19 protein-coding genes are annotated in these 20,060 nt (G+C 67.2%); 10 read left to right on the top strand and 9 right to left on the bottom strand.

Translation table 11 applies throughout. The features are described from left to right. Positions 1 to 38: 38 nt before the first annotated feature. Both ACN6O8_RS00870 and ACN6O8_RS00865 read right to left on the bottom strand, forming a co-directional pair. Entirely contained in the window at positions 39 to 1,532 is a 1,494-nt protein-coding gene (locus ACN6O8_RS00870; protein WP_427989206.1) for a CoA-acylating methylmalonate-semialdehyde dehydrogenase, read from the bottom strand. Positions 1,533 to 1,628: 96 nt separating this feature from the next. Next, positions 1,629 to 2,846 carry an ABC transporter substrate-binding protein gene (locus tag ACN6O8_RS00865; protein ID WP_427989205.1) on the bottom strand — a complete coding sequence of 406 codons (1,218 nt, stop codon included), beginning with the start codon at positions 2,844 to 2,846 and terminating at the stop codon, positions 1,629 to 1,631. Between the two features lie 171 nt (positions 2,847 to 3,017). Here ACN6O8_RS00865 and ACN6O8_RS00860 point away from each other — a divergent pair, with 171 nt between their 5' ends. Continuing rightward, entirely contained in the window at positions 3,018 to 3,938 is a 921-nt protein-coding gene (locus ACN6O8_RS00860; protein WP_427989204.1) for a LysR family transcriptional regulator, read from the top strand. 115 nt (positions 3,939 to 4,053) lie between these two features. Here ACN6O8_RS00860 and lptF read toward each other — a convergent pair whose 3' ends face one another. Then, positions 4,054 to 5,154 carry an LPS export ABC transporter permease LptF gene (lptF, locus tag ACN6O8_RS00855; RefSeq protein ID WP_427989203.1) on the bottom strand — a complete coding sequence of 367 codons (1,101 nt, stop codon included), beginning with the start codon at positions 5,152 to 5,154 and terminating at the stop codon, positions 4,054 to 4,056. Positions 5,155 to 5,209: 55 nt separating this feature from the next. Here lptF and ACN6O8_RS00850 point away from each other — a divergent pair, with 55 nt between their 5' ends. The 9 genes from ACN6O8_RS00850 (at position 5,210) to ACN6O8_RS00810 (ending at position 13,992) form a co-directional block, all read left to right on the top strand. Continuing rightward, complete coding sequence (locus ACN6O8_RS00850) at positions 5,210 to 6,715, top strand: leucyl aminopeptidase (protein ID WP_427989202.1); 1,506 nt, start codon at positions 5,210 to 5,212, stop codon at positions 6,713 to 6,715. Between the two features lie 22 nt (positions 6,716 to 6,737). Continuing rightward, on the top strand, positions 6,738 to 7,199 hold the full coding sequence (locus ACN6O8_RS00845) for a DNA polymerase III subunit chi (protein ID WP_427989201.1): 462 nt from the start codon (positions 6,738 to 6,740) through the stop codon (positions 7,197 to 7,199). Between the two features lie 60 nt (positions 7,200 to 7,259). Then, entirely contained in the window at positions 7,260 to 7,670 is a 411-nt protein-coding gene (locus ACN6O8_RS00840; protein ID WP_427989200.1) for a hypothetical protein, read from the top strand. A 163-nt stretch (positions 7,671 to 7,833) separates the two neighbouring features. Then, positions 7,834 to 8,544, top strand: a complete 711-nt coding sequence (locus ACN6O8_RS00835) for a Bax inhibitor-1/YccA family protein (RefSeq protein ID WP_006389307.1) — start codon at positions 7,834 to 7,836, stop codon at positions 8,542 to 8,544. 70 nt (positions 8,545 to 8,614) lie between these two features. Then, on the top strand, positions 8,615 to 9,532 hold the full coding sequence (locus ACN6O8_RS00830; protein WP_427989199.1) for an aldo/keto reductase: 918 nt from the start codon (positions 8,615 to 8,617) through the stop codon (positions 9,530 to 9,532). Between the two features lie 4 nt (positions 9,533 to 9,536). Then, positions 9,537 to 10,823 (top strand): NTP/NDP exchange transporter, encoded by a 1,287-nt coding sequence (locus tag ACN6O8_RS00825; protein WP_427989198.1) that lies wholly within the window; start codon positions 9,537 to 9,539, stop codon positions 10,821 to 10,823. A 90-nt stretch (positions 10,824 to 10,913) separates the two neighbouring features. Beyond that, the gene (locus ACN6O8_RS00820) at positions 10,914 to 11,876 is read left to right on the top strand and encodes a Bug family tripartite tricarboxylate transporter substrate binding protein (RefSeq protein ID WP_427989197.1); all 963 of its coding nucleotides are present in this window, start codon (positions 10,914 to 10,916) and stop codon (positions 11,874 to 11,876) included. Between the two features lie 31 nt (positions 11,877 to 11,907). Beyond that, a complete protein-coding gene (locus ACN6O8_RS00815; RefSeq protein WP_427989195.1) occupies positions 11,908 to 12,891 on the top strand; it encodes a succinylglutamate desuccinylase in 984 nt (327 codons plus the stop codon). Between the two features lie 3 nt (positions 12,892 to 12,894). Further along, positions 12,895 to 13,992 (top strand): pyridoxal-phosphate dependent enzyme, encoded by a 1,098-nt coding sequence (locus ACN6O8_RS00810; RefSeq protein ID WP_427989194.1) that lies wholly within the window; start codon positions 12,895 to 12,897, stop codon positions 13,990 to 13,992. 44 nt (positions 13,993 to 14,036) lie between these two features. Here ACN6O8_RS00810 and ACN6O8_RS00805 read toward each other — a convergent pair whose 3' ends face one another. The 6 genes from ACN6O8_RS00805 to lepA are packed head-to-tail and all read right to left on the bottom strand — an operon-like array spanning position 14,037 to position 19,905. Then, the gene (locus ACN6O8_RS00805; RefSeq protein WP_427989193.1) at positions 14,037 to 14,954 is read right to left on the bottom strand and encodes a LysR substrate-binding domain-containing protein; all 918 of its coding nucleotides are present in this window, start codon (positions 14,952 to 14,954) and stop codon (positions 14,037 to 14,039) included. A gap of 19 nt (positions 14,955 to 14,973) precedes the next feature. After that, positions 14,974 to 15,561 (bottom strand): DNA repair protein RecO, encoded by a 588-nt coding sequence (gene recO, locus ACN6O8_RS00800; protein ID WP_026382568.1) that lies wholly within the window; start codon positions 15,559 to 15,561, stop codon positions 14,974 to 14,976. Next, positions 15,554 to 16,444, bottom strand: coding sequence for a GTPase Era (gene era / locus ACN6O8_RS00795; protein ID WP_006393488.1), 891 nt, complete (start codon positions 16,442 to 16,444; stop codon positions 15,554 to 15,556). The genes recO and era overlap by 8 nt, the downstream gene beginning before the upstream one ends. Further along, on the bottom strand, positions 16,441 to 17,202 hold the full coding sequence (gene rnc, locus ACN6O8_RS00790; protein ID WP_427989192.1) for a ribonuclease III: 762 nt from the start codon (positions 17,200 to 17,202) through the stop codon (positions 16,441 to 16,443). The genes era and rnc overlap by 4 nt, the downstream gene beginning before the upstream one ends. 2 nt (positions 17,203 to 17,204) lie before the next feature. Further along, complete coding sequence (gene lepB / locus ACN6O8_RS00785; protein ID WP_427989191.1) at positions 17,205 to 18,089, bottom strand: signal peptidase I; 885 nt, start codon at positions 18,087 to 18,089, stop codon at positions 17,205 to 17,207. 22 nt (positions 18,090 to 18,111) lie between these two features. Further along, positions 18,112 to 19,905 carry a translation elongation factor 4 gene (gene lepA, locus ACN6O8_RS00780; RefSeq protein ID WP_427989190.1) on the bottom strand — a complete coding sequence of 598 codons (1,794 nt, stop codon included), beginning with the start codon at positions 19,903 to 19,905 and terminating at the stop codon, positions 18,112 to 18,114. Positions 19,906 to 20,060: the final 155 nt, after the last annotated feature.

Genomic DNA, 20,060 nt, shown 5'->3' with positions numbered 1-20,060 from the left:
GACTTATTGATATAAGCTTAGGCCGAGGCGTCCCTTTTTCAGCGCATCGAGATCGTGGTGTTCACGGTCTTGGCATGGGCCGACCAGCGCGCCGTGACGGTCTTGGTCTGGGTCCAGAACTGCACCGCCTGCTTGCCATTCGGGCCCAGGTCGCCCAACTTGGAGCCGCGCGAACCGGTGAAGCTGAACCATGCCACCGGCACCGGGATCGGCACGTTGATGCCAACCTGGCCCACGTCGATGTTGTTCTGGAAGTAGCGCGCCGCGCCGCCGTCCTGCGTGAACAAGGCGACCCCGTTGCCGTTGGGATTGCGGTTGACGAACTCGACCGCCTCCTCCAGCGTCTCCACGCCGACGACGCACAACACCGGCCCGAAGATTTCCTCGGTATAGATGGTCATGTTCTCGGTCACGCCCTCGAACACCGTGGGGCCGACGAAGTTGCCCTGCTCGAAGCCGGCGACCTTCAGGTTGCGGCCGTCCAGCAGCAGCTTGGCGCCTTCGTCCACGCCCTTCTGGATCAGGCTTTCGACGCGCTTCTTGGCGTTCGGCGACACCAGCGGGCCGAGGTCGGCGGTGCGATCCATGCCCGAATTGACCTTGAGCTTCTTGGCACGCTCAACGAAATCGGGCAGCCAGTTGCGCGCCTCGCCCACCAGCACCGCCACCGACGAGGCCATGCAACGCTGGCCGGCGGCGCCGAAGGCCGCGCCCACCAGTTGATTCAGCGCCACTTCCGGATCGGCGTCAGGCAGGATCACGCAGTGGTTCTTGGCGCCCATCATCGACTGGCAGCGCTTGCCGGCGGCCGAGGCGCGGTTGTAGATCTCGGTGCCGACGCGGGTCGAACCGATGAACGACACCGCCTTGATGTCCGGATGCTCGCACAGGCCGTTGGCAATGTCCGGACCGCCGTGCACCACGTTCAGCACGCCCGGCGGCAGGCCGGCTTCCAGCGCCAACTGGGCCAGGAACAGCGACGCAGTCGGATCCTGCTCGGACGGCTTGAGCACGAAGGTGTTGCCGCAAGCCACCGCGATCGGGAACATGAAGCACGGCAGCATCACCGGGAAGTTGAAGGCGGTGATGCCGGCGCACACGCCCAGCGGCTGGATCAGGGTGTAGACGTCGATGCCGGACGCGGCGTTCTCGGCGTACTCGCCCAGCTGCAGGTTGGCGATGGAGCAGGCGTGCTCGACCACTTCCAGGCCGCGGCCGACTTCGCCTTCGGCATCCGGCAAGGTCTTGCCATGCTCGCGGGTGATCATCTCGGCCAGCTTGGCGGTGTTGGCGCGCAGCAATTCCTGGAACTTCAACATGACGCGCATGCGCGCGCCCTGGCCGCTGTTGCGCCAGGTCTTGAAGGCTTCCTTGGAATTGGCGATGGCCTCGTCCAGTTCCGCGCGCGTGGCGAACGGCACCTTGGCCACGACTTCCTGGGTGGCGGGGTTGATCACGTCGCGCCATTCGGTGGTCTTGGACTGCACGAGCTTGCCGCCGATCAATAGCGGAACGCGGGGGACTTCACTCATTTGATGCTCCTCACACTGCATAGTCGATGCGGATGGACTCCGCGTTCTTGGATCTCGCGCGCCCGCCGCCGGGCAGCCCCGGCGGCGCGCCACGCCTTACTTCTGCACCAGCGGGCAGGCCGAATCGGCCAGCGGCTGGAAGGCCTCGGCCGCCGGGATGGTGGCCACCAGCTTGGAATAGTCCCAGCCGCCCTTGGACTCGGACGGCTTCTTCACTTCGTACAGATACATGTCGTGGATCACGCGGCCGTCGGGACGGATCGAGGCATTGCGCATGATGGGGTCCTTGATTGGCAGCGCGCGCATCTTGTCGGCCACCACCTTGCCGTCGGTGCTGCCGGCCGCCGCCACCGACCGCAGGTAATGCAGCACGCTGGAATACACGCCGGCCTGCGTCATGGTCGGCTTCAGGCCGCGGAAGGCCTTCTCGAAGCGCGTCGACCACTGGCGCGTGGCGTCGTCGTAATCCCAGTAGAAACCATCCACGTACGACAGGCCCTGGGCGCTTTCCAGCCCCAGCGCGCGCAGGTCGGACAGGAAAATCAGCAGCGACACCAGACGCTGGCCGCCGGCCACGATGCCGAACTCGCGCGCCTGCTTGACCGCGTTGACCGTGTCCTGGCCGCCATTGGCCAGTGCCACCACCTGCGCTTTCGAGCTTTGCGCCTGCAGCAGATAGGATGCGAAGTCAGGCGCGTTCAACGGATGGCGCACGCTGCCGGCGACGGTGCCGCCCAGCGCCTTGACCGCCTTGGCCGTGTCGGCCTCGAGCGAATGGCCGAAAGCGTAGTCGACGGTGATGAAGTACCAGGACTTGCCGCCCGCCCTGACCGTGGCCTTGGCGCCGCCGGCCGACTGCGAATAGGTGTCGAACATCCAGTGGAAGCCGACCGGCGAACACTCCTTGTTGGTCAACGCCGTAGTGGCCGGGCCGGAGAACATCACCACCTTGTTTTTCTCACGCGCGATGCCCTGCACCGCCAGCGCCACGGCCGAATTGGTCAGGTCGGCGATGGCGGTGACACCGTCGCGGTCGAACCATTCGCGCGCCTTGGCCGCCCCCACGTCGGCCTTGTTCTGGTTGTCGGCCGACACCAGCTCGATCTTCATGCCCTTGCATTCCGCGGCCAGGCAATCGTCGATGGCCAGTTGCGCCGCCGCCACCGAACCCGGCCCGCCCATGCCGGCGTAGGTGCCCGACATGTCGGTCAGGATGCCGATCTTCACGGGCGGTTTATCCGCCGCGTACGCCTGGCCCAACAGCGCTGCGCCCAGACACAAGCCTGCGGCCAGCCCGCGTGCGTGCAATTCCATGGATTTGTCTCCTGAGTTTTATGCGTTATGGCGCCGTCTTCGCGGCCCGCGGCTCCCGGAGCATTCCCCCCAGGGCTGCCGACCCAGTGTAGATGTGTGAAAATCAACAAGCAACACCAGAAATGCACATTCCTTGTGCATCAATGCACAACCGTATCAGAGGCGAAAAACGTGCTGGATTGGGACAGTCTGCGGTACTTCCTGGAGGTCGCGCGGACCCAGCGCGTCAGCGCCGCGGCGCGCAAGCTCGGGGTCGAACACACCACCGTGTCACGGCGCATCCGCGCGCTGGAGACCGAACTCGACACCCTGCTGTTCGAGAAATCGCGCAGCGCCGGTTTCGTGCTGACCGAGGACGGCCAACGCCTGTTCGTGCACGCCGAGCAGATGGAAAGCACGGTACACAGCGCCCGCGAGACGTTGTCGGGGATCGGCCAGGCCCTCTCCGGCCACCTGCGCATCGGCGCCACCGAGGGCTTCGGCAGCTACGTGCTGACGCCGCTGGCGGCCGACTTCCAGCGCCGCTACCCCCATATCACGCTGGACATCCTGCCGGTGCCGCGTTTCGTCAGCCTGTCCAAGCGCGAGGCCGACCTGGCCATCACCATCGAACGCCCCCAGCGCGGCCCGTATGTCTGCAGCAAACTGTGCGACTACACGCTGCGCCTGTACGGCACCCCCGGGTATCTGGCGCGGCACCCGCCGATCCGTGACCGCGCCGACCTGGCCAGCCACAGCTTCATCGGCTATGTCGACGAACTGCTGTTCAGCGAACGGCTGCGCTACCTGGAGGATCTGCTGCCGGCCAGCCGCGTGGTGTTGCGCAGCACCAGCGTGGTGGCGCAGTACCATGCGGCGCTGCAAGGCCAGTCGCTGGCCATCCTGCCCTGCTTCATCGCGGCGCAGGATCCGCGGCTCAAGCCGGTGCTGGAAAACGAAATGAAGATCACGCGCTCGTTCTGGATGTACTGCCACGAGGACCTGCGCAAGCTCAAGCGCGTGACGGTGCTGTGGGAATTCATCCGCAAGTCGGTGCTCAGGAATGCCGACCTGCTGGCCGGCAAGCGCGGCACGATGAAATACCTGCCGTAAAGGACGGCCGCGCGGCAACGGATCCCGGCGACACGGCGGCGCCCCCGGATCGGATCCGACCGGTGGGCGCCTGGCCGGCCGCTACGTGGCGGCGCCCGGCGCCGTCAGGCGCCCCTCAGCTGTTCTTGGGCGCCTTGACCCGCAGGCGGCGCATCAGCAGGAAGGCCGTGAACATGGCGACGATGACGTGGATCGCCACCGTGCCGACCCCGAAGCTGAGCTTGCCATTGGAGATCCAGGCGCGCGACAGGTTGATCAGGTTCATGTACAGCAGGCCCACCAGGCCAGCGATGAGCAGGTCACCGGAGCGGCCCAGGCGCGGGTTGACCGCGCCCAGCGGGATCGCCAGCAACGCCAGGTTGAGCGCGGCCAGCGGCAGCGAAATGCGCCACATCACTTGCGACCAACTGCTGCTGGTGTTGTCGGCCATCAGTTGCGGCGTGGTGCGGGCCTTGGACGAACGTTCGGCGGCCGCGCGGGCCTCGGCGACGGGATCGTCGCCGCCCTTGCTCTCCAGGCGCAGCCCGTACTTGTCGAAGTGCACCAGGCGGATCTCGGGCGTGCCCGGCTTCAGGTCGTAGCGGTGGCCCTCGCCCAGCACCAGGAAACGGTCGCCGTTGGGCAGGGTTTCGCTGTGGGCGCTGCTGGCGGTAAGGACGCTGAGCCATTCGGGCCCGATTTCGCGCGCGAACACGTTGCCCAGCTCGTCAGTGGGCTTGGCCGGATCCTCGGCGAAGAACACACGGTTGCCGCCCGCCGATTCCGCGAACTGGCCCGCCGTGACCTTGGACAGGTCGGAGCGCTGTTCGAAGCGTTCGTGGTATTCACCGATCTGGCGATAGGCCCAGGGCGCGGCCACCAGGGTCAGGCCAGCCACCGCGATGGCCACGGGAATGGCCACCCGCAGCACCGGCTTGAGCCAGTCGGCCAGCGACAGGCCGCTGGCGAACCACACCACCATCTCGGATTCGCGGTAATTGCGCGTGACCGTGGTGAGCACCGCGATGAACACCGACACCGCCAGGATGGTCGGCAGGGCCGTGATGGTGGACAGCGCGGCCAGCACGAGCACGACGTCCGCCCCGATGTTGCCGCCCGCGGCCTCACCGAGCAGGCGCACCAGCAACACGCTGAGCCAGACGATGAGCAACGTGGAAAAGACGACGCCAGCGTGACTGGTGATCTCGCTGACGACAGAGCGTTTGAATAGAGACATGGGAGAATATGCGGGATAATCGACCGCATCATACAGACGCACACGGGAAACCCTCATGGAATTTAGCACACAGACCTCCGCTTCCCTGCACCAGATCAAAACCGCCGCGCTGGCGGTCGGGGTCTACGCCGACGGCGTGTTGAGCCCCGCCGCCGACCTGATCGACCGCGCCTCCAATGGCGCCGTGCGCGCCGTCGTCAAGAACGAGTTCCGCGGCCGCGCCGGTTCCACCCTGGTGCTGCGTACCCTGCCGGGTGTCTCGGCCCAGCGCGTGGTGCTGGTGGGCCTGGGCAAGCAGGACGAATACTCGGCCCGCGCCCACGCCTCGGCCGAACAGGCCTTTGCCGCCGCGTGCGTCGCCGCCCAACTGACCGAAGGCGTGTCCACACTGGTCGCCAACCCGATCGCCGACGTGGCCGTCATCGCCCGCGCCCGCAGCGCCGCCATCGCCGCCGGCAACGCCACCTATCACTACGATGCCAGCTTCGGCAAGCCGGACCGCGACGCCCGTCCCAAGCTCAAGAAAATCGTGCAGGTCGTCGAGCGTGCCGACGCCGCGCAGGCCCAGAAGGGCCTGCGCGAAGGCGCCGCCATCGCCAACGGCATGGAACTGACCCGTACCCTGGGCAACCTGCCGGGCAACATCTGCACGCCCACTTACCTGGGCGACACCGCCAAGCGCCTGGCGCGCGAATTCAAGTCGATCAAGGTCGAGGTCATGGACCGCAAGCAGGTCGAGGCGCTGGGCATGGGCTCGTTCCTGTCGGTGGCGCGCGGCTCCGAGGAAGCGCTGCGCTTCATCGTCCTGCGCCATGCCGGCAAGCCCGCCAAGAAAGGCGCCAAGGCGTCCGACGGCCCCATCGTGCTGGTCGGCAAGGGCATCACCTTCGACGCCGGCGGCATCTCGCTCAAGCCCGCCGCCACCATGGACGAAATGAAGTACGACATGTGCGGCGCCGCCAGCGTGCTCGGCTCGTTCCGCGCCCTGGCCGAACTGGAACTGCCGCTGGACGTGATCGGCCTGATTCCGGCCTGCGAAAACCTGCCTAGCGGCAAGGCCAACAAGCCCGGCGACGTGGTCACCAGCATGGCCGGCCTGACCATCGAGATCCTCAACACCGACGCCGAAGGCCGCCTGGTGCTGTGCGATGCGCTGACCTACGCCGAGCGCTTCAAGCCGTCCACCGTCATCGACATCGCCACCCTGACCGGCGCCTGCGTGGTGGCCCTGGGCCACGTCAACACCGGCCTGTTCACCAAGGACGACGCGCTGGCCGAGGCCCTGTCGTCCGCCGGCCGCCAGGCCCTGGACAGCGCCTGGCGCATGCCGATGGACGACGCCTACCAGGAGCAGCTCAAGTCCAACTTTGCCGACCTGGCCAACATCGGCGGCCCCCCGGCCGGCGCCGTCACGGCCGCCTGCTTCCTGTCGCGCTTCACCAAGTCGTACCGCTGGGCCCACCTGGACATCGCCGGCACCGCCTGGAAGAGCGGCAAGGACAAGGGCGCCACGGGCCGCCCGGTGCCGCTGCTGATGCAATTCCTGTTGGACCAGGCTTGACCCGCCACGCACGGAAACCGGCATGACGCGCATCGACTTCGCTTTCGGCGCGCCCGACCGCTTGCGCGTGGCCTGCCAGGTAGTGCGCAAGCGCTACCTGGCGGGACAGCGGCTGGTGGTGTACTGTAATGAAGGATCGCGCCTGGCGGCCTTTGATCGCCTGCTGTGGGCCTTCGACGACACCTCGTTCGTCCCGCACGTCCTGGCCAACGATCCGCTGGCGGCCGAAACCCCCGTCATCCTGACCGCTGGCGACCCATGGCAGGCGGCCCAGGCCGCCATCGTCGACGGCCAGCCGCAGCCCTGGCTGCTCAATCTCGACGACGCCTGCCCGCCCGGTTTCGACGCCTTCGAGCGCCTGCTCGAGATCGTCTCCGACGATCCCGCCGACAAGCAGGCCGCGCGCCAGCGCTGGCGCGTCTACCAGGGCGCTGGCCACACGCCGCACAGCCACGACCTGAGCCAGCGCCAGTCGGGCGCCTGACCCCCTTCATGCACCCTCGCGCCGCCCCGGGCAGCGCCATCTCGACCCTCGGGAGCCCCCATGCCCCACCCCCCATCCGATCCTGGCATTCCAACGCTGACCCAGCGGGCCGAACCGACGCTGTCGCCGCCCGCCCCCCCGGCCGGCGGCACCCCGAACGACGGCTTTCCCCTGCTGACGGAAGTCGCGCAGGATGACATTCCCGTGCTGACGGCCGCGGCCGGCGACGACGATTTCCCGTTGCTCACGGCGCCTGTCGACGACCTTGGCGCGCCGCTGCACACGGACGCCGCCACGGCGACGCCGTGCGACATGCCGCCGCCCGCGATCCTGGCCGCCCGCCTGCAGGCGGAAGTCGAGCAGGTGATGCGCGCCGCCCTGGCCGACGCCATCACCCAGATCCAGGCGCGCATGGACGAGGAACTGCCCCGCATCGTCGCCCGGGTGCTGCGCGACGTCAGACCAGGTTGAAACCGGCGCAAGTGTCCCCATAACGGCGTCATACGGCGGGCTCAAGAGGATCCGACCGATGCGTTAATTCCTTCGAAAACTGGATTCTTCAGGGAACTGTAAGGTATCCTTGGCATCTAAGCCTTCTAGGCAAATCAATTTCTGCCGTACACAGGAGTCCTCCATGAACGAATATCGTCCGTCCCCCTTTAACCGTTCCGGCGCCCTCGCCGGCGCGCCGGGCGAGGTCGTGCGCAACAAAGTGCTGCGCAACACCTATTGGCTTCTGGCGCTCTCGCTGATCCCGACCGTGCTGGGCGCGGCCGTCGGCCTGTACACCGGCATCAATCGTGTCATGGGCGCCAGCCCCGGCCTGTCCGCCATCGTGTTCCTGGTGGGCGCCTTCGGCATGATGTTCGCCATCGAGAAAAACAAGAACAACTCGCTCGGCGTGGTCTTGCTGCTCGCCTTCACATTCTTCATGGGCGTGATGCTGTCGCGCCTGCTCGGCTTCGTGATGGGCTTTAGCAACGGCTCGCAACTGGTCATGACGGCCTTCGGTGGCACCGCCATCGTGTTCGGCACCATGGCCACGCTGGCCACCACGATCAAGCGCGACCTGTCCGGCCTGCAGAAGTTCCTGTTCATCGGCGCCGTCGTCATCCTGGTCGCGGCCCTGGCCAACATCTTCCTGCAACTGCCCGCGCTGATGCTGACCATCTCGGTGCTGGCCATCGTGATCTTCTCGGCGTTCATGCTGGTCGACCTGCAGCGCGTCGTGAACGGCGGCGAGACCAACTACGTGTCCGCCACGCTGGCCATTTACCTGGACGTCTACAACGTCTTCTCGAACCTGCTGATGCTGCTGGGCATCTTCGGCGGCAACCGCGAATAAGCGCGCGCCGCGCTACCGTCGCAAGGGCCTGCATGACACACATGCAGGCCCTTTTTCATTGGAGCGAACCATGCCCGACCGCCGCCGATTCCTGCAAGCCGCCGCCGGCGCTTCCGTGCTGGCCCAGCCGTGGGCGGCAAGGGCGCTGACCACGCGGCAGCCGATGCTGGCCCGCCCCATCTGGTCAACCGGCGAAATGCTGCCGGTGGTCGGGCTCGGCACGGCCGACACTTTCAACGTATCGCCGTCCGACGCGGCCGCGCTGGCGCCGCTGGCGCAGGTGGTGGACGCGCTGCTGGACGGGCGCGGCTCGCTGATCGATACCGCCCCCAGCTACGGCCAGGCGGAAGCCGTCACCGGGGCGCTGCTGGCGCGCGAGCCGAGCCGGCGTCCACTGGTGTTCCTGGCCACCAAGATCAGCGTCCAGGGTCACGAGGCGGCCAGGCGCCAGATCGAGCAATCCCTGCGCGCGCTGCGCACGGACAAGCTCGATCTGATCCAGGTGCACAACCTGATCGATACCCACAACCAACTGGCGTTGTTGCGCGACCTGAAGCGGCAGGGCCTGACGCGCTACACCGGCATCACCCACTACACCGATCACGCCCACGACGAACTCACCGAACTGGTCGAGCGCGAGAAACCCGACTTCGTGCAGATCAATCTGTCGGTCGGCGCCCGCAACGCCGAAAAACGCCTGCTGCCGGCCTGCCAGGCCAACGGCGTCGCGGTGCTCATCAACCGGCCGTTCCAGGACGGCGCGCTGTTTCGCCAGATCAAGGGCCGGCCGCTGCCCGCGCTGGCGGCGGAAATCGGCTGCACCTCGTGGGCCCAGTTGTTTCTCAAGTTCATCATCGGCCATCCGGCCGTCACCGCCGTCATCCCCGCCACCTCCAAGCCCGCCAACATGACGGACAACGCGCGCGCCGGCTTCGGCCCCCAGCCCGATGCGGGCCTGCGCGAGCGCATTGCCGCCCTGCTGGACTGACGCCATGCGCGCCGCCGCCCCCTGGCGCCACCGGGTGGCGCAAGCGCTGGGAATCCAGGCCGCGGAACTGGCGGCCGGCGCCTGTGGCTGCGCCTTCTTTTTCTTCCTGTTCTGCGGCTACTTCATGCTGCGGCCGATCCGCGAGACCCTGGGCATCCAGGCCGGCCTCGACCAGTTGCAATGGCTCTTCACCGCCACCTTCTTCGCCATGCTGGCGGTGGTGCCGCTGTTCGGCTGGCTGTCGGCGCGGGTCGCGCGTGGCACGCTGGTGACCTGCGCCTATGCCGCCTTCGCCCTCGCCATGGCCGGCTACGCCGCGCTGTTCCACTGGCGGCCGGACAGCGTCTGGGCCGCGCGCAGCTTCTATGTCTGGCTGTCGGTCTTCAATCTGGTCGTGGTCTCGCTCGGCTGGAGCCTGATGGCTGACGTGTTCCGTATGGACTCGGCCAAGCGCCTGTTCGCTTTCATCGCCGCCGGCGCCAGCGCTGGCGGCCTGTGCGGGCCGCTGCTGGGCGGCCTGCTGGCCGCCGCGCTGGGCCCCGCGGGCCTGCTGCTGCTGTCGGCCCTGTTGCTGACGGCGACACTGCCCCTCAAACGCTGGCTGCTGCGCTGGCGCGCCACCACCCGCCCCGAGGCCGAGACCGCCGAACTGGCGGCGCCGATTCGCGGCGCCATGCTGGCCGGCCTGGCGCGCATATTCCAGTCGCCCTTCCTGCTGGGCATCGCCGTCCTGGTGCTGCTGCTGGCCACCCTGAGCACTTTTCTCTACATGGAGCAGGCGCGACTGGTGGCAGGCGCGTTCACCGACACGGCCCAGCGCATTCGTGTGTTCGCCGCGCTGGACTTCACCGTCCAGGCCCTGTCGCTGTTGTCGCAACTGTTCCTCACCAGCCGCCTGGCGGCCCGCCTTGGGGTGCGCTTCCTGCTGGCGGCGGTGCCACTGGCGATGGCGCTGGCCTTCCTGGCGCTGGCGCTCTATCCCGTATTCGCCGTGCTGGCCGGCGCCATGATCCTGCGCCGGGTAGGGGAATACGCCCTGGTCAAACCGGGGCGCGAGATGCTGTTCACCGCCGTCTCGCCCGAGGACAAGTACAAGACCAAGAACGTCATCGATACCGTGGTCTATCGCGCCGGCGACGCGGCCAGCGGCTGGGTCAAGGCCGGCGTCGATACGCTCGGCCACGGCGTGGCGCTGATCGCCATGCTCGGCGCGCTGTGCGCCCTGGCGGCCGCGGCGCTCGGCTATGGACTGGGCCGCCGCGCGGATCGCCAGCCGCCCCCAAATTCTTAGATTTTTTCAAACATCCATCTAATCAAACCAAACGGCTTTCCGACGTGGCCGCCGCACAATAGCGCAGCCCTCAACGTCCCGGGAATCGCCATGACACGCACCGCCAGCCTTGCCGCCCTGTTGCTCTGCCTGACCGCGCCGCCCGCGCTGGCCGACTACCCGGAGCGCCCAATCACGCTGATCGTGCCCGCCGCCGCCGGCGGCAACGCCGACATCACCGCGCGCCTCATCGGCCAGGAGATGGGGCGGGTACTGGGCCAGGCCGTGGTGGTGGAAAACCGTGTCGGCGCCGGCGGCCGCATCGGCACGCAGGCCCTGGTGCGCGCGGCCGCCGACGGCTACACCATCGGCTACGCCCACGTCGGCACGCTGGTGCTGCATCGCTACCTCTTCAAGCAACAACTCTACGACCTGGACCGCGACATCGCGCCTGTCGGCCTGGTGGCCGAGACGCCCAATGTCATCGTCGTCAATGCCGCCTCGCCCTACCGCGACCTCAAGAGCTTTATCGACGCCAGCCGCGCCCAGCCCGACCGCCTGACCATGACCTCGGCCGACCCCGGCACGACCAGCGAGGTCGGCGTCAAACTGTTCATTGCGCAGACCGGCGCCGCCGTGCGCCAGATCCCCTACAAGGCCACCGCGGCCCAACTGGCCGACCTGCTGGGCGGCCACGTGGACGCGATGATGGAAAACCTGCCGCCCCTCATCGGCAACCTGAAGGATGGCCGTCTGCGCGCGCTGGCGGTGACCACCAAGCGCCGCGCCGCCTCCAATCCGGACGTGCCGACCGTGGCCGAACAAGGCTATCCCGACTACGAGCAATCGGCCTGGAGCGCGCTGGTGGCGCCGGCCGGCACCCCGCCCGCGGTGATCGCGCGGCTCAATGCGGCCATGAACACGGCGTTGCGGTCGGAAGCCGTCGCCCGCGAACTGCGCAGCCGCTCCCAGGAGCCGCTGGGCGGCACGCCCGACGACGTCAAGGCCCAGATTCAGAAGGAAAAGCCCAAATGGGAAAACATCATCAAGGCAGCCGGCACCACGCTGGACTGACCGCTGTCGATTCGCGCGCCGGAGACGCTTCATGGCCAAGATAAGCCGCGAGGATTTCACCTGCGTCGCGGCCACCAATGCCTCGGCCTATCGGCATGTCACGGTGCCGGTGCTGAAGATCGACGCCGGCCCCGGCCCCGCCGTGGCGCTGCTGGCCGGCGTACATGGCGACGAATGGGAAGGCCAGGCCGCTATCCTGCAACTGTGGCAACTGCTGCCCGGGATACTGCAACGCGGCACGGTCTACCTGCTGCCCGCGGCCAACGCCGAAGCCTCGCTGGCCGGCACCCGCCTGTCGCCCTCGGATGACGGCAACCTCAATCGCGCCTTCCTCGGCGCGCCGGTGCGCGGCTACACCGAAAGCGTGGCCGCGGCACTGCAAGCGCGGCTGCTGCCACGCATCCAGGCTATGGTGGATGTGCATAGCGGCGGCGCCTCATTGCGCTACCTGCCCTCGTCGGTGATCACGCGCTACGGCGACGACGCGCTCGATGCACGCCTGCCGGCGTTGGCGCGCGCCTTCGGCTTGCCGCAATGCGTGTTCTTTCGCGGCACCGAAAGCGGCTCCCTGCCGGCCGCCGCCAGCCGCCTGGGCGTGCTGCGACTGAGCGCCGAGATCGGCGGCGGCCGCGAGACCTCTCTCGCGCTGGTGCAGCGCTGCCGCGATGGCCTGCTCGGCTGCCTGGCCGAACTTGGCCTGCTGCCGGCCGCCCCGCCACGCCAGGCCAGCGCAAGCCCCTCACTGCATGACCTGCACCCCTCTGTCGCCACCCTGCGCGCGCGCGAGCGCGGCGTCTTCGTGCCCGCCGTCGAACTGGGCCAGACGGTCATCGCCGGCCAGCACATCGGTCAATTGATCGAGCCCGCGCGCCCCGATCAGCCCGTGCGCGATCTCGCCAGCCCGCAGGCTGGCACCGTCGTCTGTCTGCGCGCCATCGCCCGCAGCGACGATGGCGACTGCCTGCTGCAAGTCGCCCCCGCCCTCCCCTTGGACTCCCTCGCCTCGTTGTACTGACTCATGCAGATGAACCCCCGCTTGTCCGGCCTGCGCTGCCTGCGCTGCGAAGCCCTGCTGCCGCCCGCCGATTACCCCGAAGGCTGTCCGCACTGTCTCGCGGCTGGCCATCCGGCCTCGCTGGAATGCCACTACGACCCGGCGCCGGGCGATACCATGGAGCTGCCGGTATGGCACCCGGTCACGCTCGGCGAGGGCGACACGCCCTGCCTGCAGGCCGGCACCCTGGCCCAGGCCGAGGGCATCGGACAACTGTGGCTCAAGTGCGAAAGCGCCAACCCCACCGGCAGCCACAAAGACCGCATGGCGGCGCAACTCGTATCGCGGGCGCGGCTGGCCGGCGCCACCCGCGTGGCCGCCGCCTCCAGCGGCAATGCCGGGGTATCGCTGGCGGCCTATTGCGCCGCCGCCGGCCTGCAGGCCAACATCGCCATCACGCGCAACTGCCCGCCCCTGCAACGCGAAGCCATGCAGCGCTTCGGCGCCCGCCTCACCACGTTCGAGGACAGCCTGGCGCGCTGGCCGCACGTGGCGGACCTGTGCCGCAACCAAGGCGCCTTTGCCGGCACCAACTACCTGAATCCCCCAGTGGGCACGCATCCGTACGGCGTCGAAGGCTACAAGCCCATTGCCCAGGAAATCCTCTCGGTCTGTGGCCTGCCGACCGACATCGTGGTGCCGACCGCGCGCGGCGACCTGCTGTGGGGGATCCTGTTGGGCTGGCAACACTTGCTGCGCGCCGGCCGCATCCCGCGCCTGCCCCGGTTGCACGCGGTCGAGCCGTTTGCCCGACTGTCGCGCGCGCGCAGCGCCGGCGATGCGCGCGGCCAATGGGAAGGCTCGACCGATCAGTACTCGATCGCCGGCGGCACCGTCACACTGCAATCGCTGGAGGCCCTGAGGCGCTCGGGCGGTTCGCCGGTCGAGATCTCCGACGCCGCCGCCGCCCAAGCCCAACAACGCCTGGAACGCATGGGGCTGGCCACCGAGCTGTCATCGGCGGCCGCGCTGGCGGCGGTCACGCGGTTGCGGCGCGGTGGCCAACTGGATGCCGAATCGTCGGTAGTGTTGATCCTGACGTCGGACGGCCGCCGCGGTTAGCGGCATGCGTTGCGCGCAGCCACGATCCGCCCCTGCGCCCGGCCTCAGCCGCGTTTGATACCGTAGCGTTCCACCAGCGGCGCCAGCGCCGCGCGCAGGCAGGTCGCCCAGAACTTGCCGGCCTCGGACAACGGCCGGCTGCCGTGCACGATCATGTGACATTCGAAATGCACCGGCGCCGCCAGCGGCCGGTGGCACAGGCCCGCGGCCTCCAGGCCCACGGCGGTGGCGGGATTGGCGACGCCGACGCCGTGGCCCGCCAGCGCCAGTTGGCACACCGTGCTTGAATACGGCGTTTCGATGACTACCTTCAGCCCCAGCCCGGCTTGCAGCAGCAGCGCGTCCAGCCGCTGGCGCGAAGCGTCCTCGGCATTGAGCGCGATCACATCAGCCTGGGCCAGTTGCGCCAGGCTGACCTGCTGCAGCCGCGCCAGCGGATGCCCGTCAGGAAACACCACCACCGCCCGCAGGCTCGCCAGCCGGTGCCCGCGCAGGCCTTCGAGTTCGGACTCGTCGGCCACCGCGGCCAGGTCCAGTTCGCCCGACACCACCATGTCGCGCAGGGTATTCGAATCGCGGATCTGCAGATACAGGGGCGTGTCGGGATAGCGCTGGCGAAAACGCGCGATCGTGTCGCTGACGATCGCCCCGCTGTAGGCATGGATACAGCCAATGCGCAGGCGCGGCTGCGCCGCGCCACGGATGGCGCGGATCTTGCGGCCCAGCGTTTCCAGGCCCACGTTCAGGCGGCGGATTTCCTCGTACAGCAGCGTCGCCTCGGGCGTGCGCTGCATGCGCTGGCGCACCCGCTCGAACAGGCGCAGTTCAATGGCGGCCTCCAGCGCGGCCAGCGTGGCGCTGACGGTGGCGGGCGAGACGTCCAGCCGGCGCGCCGCGGCGGTCACGCTTTCCGTTTCGTAGACGGTGCGGAAGGTCTCGACCTGTTTGAGCGTGAAGGTCATGGCCGGGCGCGCCGCGGGTTCAGATGCGCTGCAGGTCCATCAGCACCCGGCGCGTGGCCAGGGGCCGGCCCGCCAGGTTTTCGGCCAGCCGCTCGCGCAGGTCGCGCCGCAGGGCGGGCTCGATCACGGGATCGTCGAAGTCGGGCTCGGCCTCATCGACGCCATAGCCGGTCTCGCGCAGCAGCGTCCATTCGAAACGGCGCAACGCGCCGGCCGCCCGCGTGCCGCCGGACAACTGCTGCAAGGCCATGTCATAGGCGTCGAACAGCAACGGATGGGCATCCTCGCGTGGCAACAGGCGCAGCAACAGTTCATTCATGTACCAGGCCGACATCAGCGCCGTGCCGTTCAAGGCGCGCACCCCCATGATCTCGGCGCGGGTCAGGGTCTTGACCTCGCCATTGCCGGTCCAGGACAGCAGCAGCGGCTGGAACGCCGACAGCACCGGGCGCAGCACGGAATAAGGGCGCTTGGCGCCCTTGGCGACCATGGCGACACAGCCATGGTCGCGCGAGAAGGTCTGCACGATGAGGGACGTCTCGCGCCACGCCGTGGCGTGGAGCATGTATCCCGGGCGATCCTGGACGCGAGGCGCCCGTCTACTCATAACCCAGGTCGCGCAGCGCACTCTCGCGGTCGGACCAGCCCTTGCGCACCTTGATGTAGATCTCCAGGTGCACCGGCTTGTCCAGCAGCTTGGCGATGTCCTGCCGCGCCTCGGAGGCGATGCGCTTCATGTGCATGCCGCCAGTGCCCAGCAGGATCGGCTTGTGGCTGTCGCGCTCCACCACGACGCAGGCGGCGATGCGCGCGCCCTTGTCGGTCTCTTCCCACTGCTCGATCACGACCGTACAGCCGTAGGGCAGTTCGTCGCCGACCAGGCGGAAGATCTTCTCGCGCACCAGTTCCGCGGCGATGAAGCGCATCGGCCGGTCGGTCAGGGTGTCTTCCTCGAACATCGGCTCGCCTTCGGGCAGCCGCGCGGCGATTTCCTGCAGCAGTTGGTCGAGCTGCTGGTTCTTGGTGGCGCTGACCGGCACCACGGCGCCGAACGGATGCAACGCCATGATCTTCGAGACGAAGGCGAACAACTCGTCGCGGTTCTTGAGCGCGTCGATCTTGCTGACGACCAGGATGGTGCGCTCCGGCGCCGGCAGCAGCGGCAGCAGCTTGGCATCGCCCTCCGACCACTTGCCGGCCTCGACCACATGCACCACCACGTCGACGTCGGCCAGCGCCTGCGTCACGACGCGATTCATCATGCGGTTCATGGCGCCGCCATGGCGCGTCTGGAAGCCCGGCGTATCGACGAACACGAACTGCTCGTGGTCGCGCGTCAGCACCCCATGGATGCGGTGGCGCGTGGTTTGCGCCTTGCGCGACACGATGGAAATCTTGGAACCGATCAGTGCGTTCGTCAGCGTGGATTTGCCCACATTGGGGCGGCCGACGATGGCCACGAAACCGGTACGGAAAGGGGTATCGCTCATTTAGTCTCTTGGGACACTGCCACGGGCAGCGACAACTGTGCGGTCTTGCGCGCCTTGCCCGACTTGCGGGCGGCCTTGGCCGCCGGGCTGATGGCCTGCGCCGCCTCCAACGCCAGCTTGGCCGCCGACTGCTCGGCGGCGCGGCGGCTGGCACCGGGCGCGGTAACCTTGATCTCGAGCGCCGGAATGGCGCATTCGACCTCGAATTGCTGGCTGTGGGCCGCGCCATGCGTGGCGACCACGGTGTACACGGGCAAGGCCAGCTTGCGGCCCTGCAGGAATTCCTGCAGCAAGGTCTTGGCGTCCTTGCCCAGGGTCTTGGGATCGACCGAAGCCAGCACCGGCTGGTACTGGCGCACGATCACACGGCGGGCGGCATCGAAACCAGCGTCCAGGAAAACGGCGCCGAACAGCGCCTCGACGGTGTCGGCCAGGATCGAGGGACGACGGAAACCGCCGCTCTTCAATTCGCCTTCGCCCAGGCGCAGGTATTGCGACAGTTCCAGCCGCTGGGCGATGTCCGCCAGGGACGCCTGCTTGACCAGGTTGGCGCGCAGGCGCGACAGGTCGCCTTCGTCGATCTTTGCGTAGCGCTCGAACAGCATCGCGGCGACGACGAAGTTGAGCACGGAATCCCCAAGGAATTCCAGGCGCTCGTTATGGCGCGCGCCATGGCTGCGATGGGTCAGCGCCTGTTCAAGCAATGCTGGATCACCGAAGTGGTGATCCAGCCGGTTTTCTAGCGTGGCTAGCGACATAATCAGTTGAACCGGCCGATGCGGCTGAGATCGCTGAAATTCATCCAGATGAAGAAAGCCTTCCCGACGATATTGGATTCCGGCACGAAACCCCAGTATCGGCTGTCGGCACTGTTGTCCCGATTATCGCCCATGGCGAAGTATTGGCCCTCGGGTACCTTGCAGCGTACCCCATCGCGGGAATATTGGCAGTTCCCGAGGTTGGGAAATTGGTACTGCGGACGATATTCCTGCGGCCGGCTCTCATCAAGCAGGATATTGTGGCTAACTTCGCCCAATTTCTCTTTATATTGTGCGATATACGAGACACGATCGGGCTCGAAATAGTCGCCGTCGCGCACATGCGGCACCAATTGCCCGTTCACATAGAGCTTCTTGTCGATGTACGCCACCTCGTCGCCCGGCAGGCCGACCACGCGCTTGATGTAGTCGACATCCGGATCCACGGGGTAGCGGAACACGAACACGTCGCCGCGCTGGGGCTTGCCGATGTCCACGACCTTCTTGTCGATCACCGGCAGGCGCAGGCCGTAGCTGAACTTGTTCACCAGGATCAGGTCACCCGATTGCAGCGTCGGCAGCATCGATCCCGACGGAATGCGGAACGGCTCCACCACGAACGAACGCAGCACGAACACGAACAGAATCACCGGGAAGAAGCTGACCGCGTATTCGATCCACCACGGCACGCGGCGGGCCTTGTCGCCGGCCTCGCGCCGCAGGCGCTCGGCCTCTTGCGAATCGCCGATCAGCGCCGCGTCGTACTGCACCATCGCCTCTTGCGCCCGGCGCTCGCGGCTGCGCCGGAACACGGCCAGTTCGAGCGCCCAGATAATGCCGGTCAGCACCAGCAGAACAAACAGGATCAGGGCAAAGTTCCAACTCATCAGCTAACCGCCTTCTCGGGTTCTATTTATCTTCCACCTGCAGGATGGCCAGGAAGGCCTCTTGCGGAATTTCCACCGTGCCGACCTGCTTCATGCGCTTCTTGCCGGCCTTCTGCTTTTCCAGCAGCTTCTTCTTGCGCGAGATGTCGCCGCCATAGCACTTGGCCAGCACGTTCTTGCGCAGCGCCTTGACGTTCTCGCGGGCGATGATCTCCGCGCCGATGGCGGCCTGGATCACCACGTCGAACATCTGGCGCGGGATCAGGCCGCGCATGCGCGTCACCACGTCGCGGGCGCGATGGCGCGCATTGCTGCGGTGGACGATCACGGCCAGCGCATCGACGCGGTCGTTGTTGATCAGCAAGTCCACGCGCACCACGTCGGCCGAGCGGTATTCGAGGAACTCGTAGTCCATCGAGGCGTAGCCGCGCGACACCGACTTGAGCTTGTCGAAGAAGTCCAGCACGATCTCGGCCAGCGGGATCTCGTACACCAGGTGCACCTGGCGGCCGTGATAGCTCATGTTGATCTGCACGCCGCGCTTGTTGTTGCACAGCGTCATCACGGGGCCGACGTAGTCCTGCGGCATGAACAGCGTGACCTTCACGATCGGCTCGCGAATGTCGGCGATCTTGCCGATTTCCGGCATGCGCGACGGGCTTTCGACGGTGATCACCGAGCCGTCGCGCTGCTCGACTTCGTACACCACCGACGGCGCGGTGGTGATGATGTCCATGTCGAACTCGCGCTCCAGGCGCTCCTGCACGATTTCCATGTGCAGCAGGCCGAGGAAACCGCAGCGAAAGCCGAAGCCCAGCGCCTGCGACACTTCGGGTTCGAACATCAGCGCGGCGTCGTTCAGCTTGAGTTTTTCGAGCGAATCGCGCAGTTGGTCGTATTCGGAGCTCTCCACCGGATAGAGCCCGGCGAACACCTGCGGCTTGACTTCCTTGAAGCCGGGCAGCGGCTCGGCGGCCGGCTTGGACGCGAGCGTGACGGTGTCACCGACCTTGGCGTCCTCGAGCTGCTTGATGCCGGCGATGATGAAGCCCACCTCGCCCGCCGACAAATGCGGACGCTGCTGCGATTTGGGCGTGAACACGCCGGTCTGCTCGCACAGGTGAGTGGCGCCGGAGGCCATCAGCAGGATCTTGTCCTTGGGCTTGAGCACGCCGTTGACGATGCGCACCAGCATGACCACGCCAACGTAGTTGTCGAACCACGAGTCGATGATCAGCGCCTGCAGCGGCGCGTCGGGATCGCCCTTGGGCTGCGGCACGCGCGCGACGATGGCTTCGAGGATCTCGTCGATGCCCATGCCGGTCTTGGCACTGGCCAGCACCGCCTGCGAGGCGTCGATGCCGATCACGTCTTCCACTTCCTGGCGCGCGCCTTCCGGATCGGCCTGCGGCAGGTCCATCTTGTTCAGTACCGGCAGCACTTCCACGCCCAGCTCGATCGCGGTGTAGCAGTTGGCCACGGTCTGGGCCTCGACGCCCTGCGAGGCGTCGACCACCAACAGCGCGCCTTCGCAGGCCGACAGCGAGCGGCTGACTTCGTACGAGAAGTCGACGTGCCCCGGGGTGTCGATCAGGTTCAGGTTGTAGATCTTGCCGTCCTGCGCCTTGTAGTGCAGGGCAGCCGTCTGGGCCTTGATGGTAATGCCGCGCTCGCGCTCGATCTCCATGGAGTCGAGCACCTGGGCCGACATCTCGCGATCCGCCAACCCGCCGCAGCGCTGGATCAGGCGATCGGCCAGGGTCGATTTGCCATGATCGATGTGGGCAATGATGGAGAAGTTGCGAATATGCTGCATGCTTGAGTTTAAAAGGGACGGAACATTCGGCAAACTGCCGCAAGACGCCGCCACCAGGGTAGGCACGGCTGACGGGGTTTGGGCCACTCGGCCGGAACGCCTGCCGCCGGGCTCGCGCAGAGCGGCCTGTGGCGGTGGTCCGGGCAAAAACGAGG

The organism is Achromobacter sp. (assembly GCF_050285565.1).
Classification (GTDB): Bacteria; Pseudomonadota; Gammaproteobacteria; order Burkholderiales; family Burkholderiaceae_B; genus Achromobacter.
The sequence above is the reverse complement of the archived record's forward strand: the minus strand, read 5'-3'. Positions and strand labels throughout refer to the sequence as shown.

Excerpts from the sequence above, each read along its gene's own strand:
- ACN6O8_RS00820 (WP_427989197.1), top strand. The coding sequence starts at position 10,914 with ATGACACGCACCGCCAGCCTTGCCGCCCTGTTGCTCTGCCTGACCGCG.
- lepA (WP_427989190.1), bottom strand. The coding sequence starts at position 19,905 with ATGCAGCATATTCGCAACTTCTCCATCATTGCCCACATCGATCATGGC.
- lptF (WP_427989203.1), bottom strand. The coding sequence starts at position 5,154 with ATGTCTCTATTCAAACGCTCTGTCGTCAGCGAGATCACCAGTCACGCT.
- ACN6O8_RS00830 (WP_427989199.1), top strand. The coding sequence starts at position 8,615 with ATGCCCGACCGCCGCCGATTCCTGCAAGCCGCCGCCGGCGCTTCCGTG.
- ACN6O8_RS00835 (WP_006389307.1), top strand. The coding sequence starts at position 7,834 with ATGAACGAATATCGTCCGTCCCCCTTTAACCGTTCCGGCGCCCTCGCC.
- ACN6O8_RS00845 (WP_427989201.1), top strand. The coding sequence starts at position 6,738 with ATGACGCGCATCGACTTCGCTTTCGGCGCGCCCGACCGCTTGCGCGTG.
- ACN6O8_RS00840 (WP_427989200.1), top strand. The coding sequence starts at position 7,260 with ATGCCCCACCCCCCATCCGATCCTGGCATTCCAACGCTGACCCAGCGG.
- ACN6O8_RS00850 (WP_427989202.1), top strand. The coding sequence starts at position 5,210 with ATGGAATTTAGCACACAGACCTCCGCTTCCCTGCACCAGATCAAAACC.
- ACN6O8_RS00815 (WP_427989195.1), top strand. The coding sequence starts at position 11,908 with ATGGCCAAGATAAGCCGCGAGGATTTCACCTGCGTCGCGGCCACCAAT.
- era (WP_006393488.1), bottom strand. The coding sequence starts at position 16,444 with ATGAGCGATACCCCTTTCCGTACCGGTTTCGTGGCCATCGTCGGCCGC.
- rnc (WP_427989192.1), bottom strand. The coding sequence starts at position 17,202 with ATGTCGCTAGCCACGCTAGAAAACCGGCTGGATCACCACTTCGGTGAT.
- ACN6O8_RS00805 (WP_427989193.1), bottom strand. The coding sequence starts at position 14,954 with ATGACCTTCACGCTCAAACAGGTCGAGACCTTCCGCACCGTCTACGAA.
- ACN6O8_RS00810 (WP_427989194.1), top strand. The coding sequence starts at position 12,895 with ATGCAGATGAACCCCCGCTTGTCCGGCCTGCGCTGCCTGCGCTGCGAA.
- ACN6O8_RS00825 (WP_427989198.1), top strand. The coding sequence starts at position 9,537 with ATGCGCGCCGCCGCCCCCTGGCGCCACCGGGTGGCGCAAGCGCTGGGA.
- ACN6O8_RS00865 (WP_427989205.1), bottom strand. The coding sequence starts at position 2,846 with ATGGAATTGCACGCACGCGGGCTGGCCGCAGGCTTGTGTCTGGGCGCA.
- recO (WP_026382568.1), bottom strand. The coding sequence starts at position 15,561 with ATGAGTAGACGGGCGCCTCGCGTCCAGGATCGCCCGGGATACATGCTC.
- lepB (WP_427989191.1), bottom strand. The coding sequence starts at position 18,089 with ATGAGTTGGAACTTTGCCCTGATCCTGTTTGTTCTGCTGGTGCTGACC.
- ACN6O8_RS00870 (WP_427989206.1), bottom strand. The coding sequence starts at position 1,532 with ATGAGTGAAGTCCCCCGCGTTCCGCTATTGATCGGCGGCAAGCTCGTG.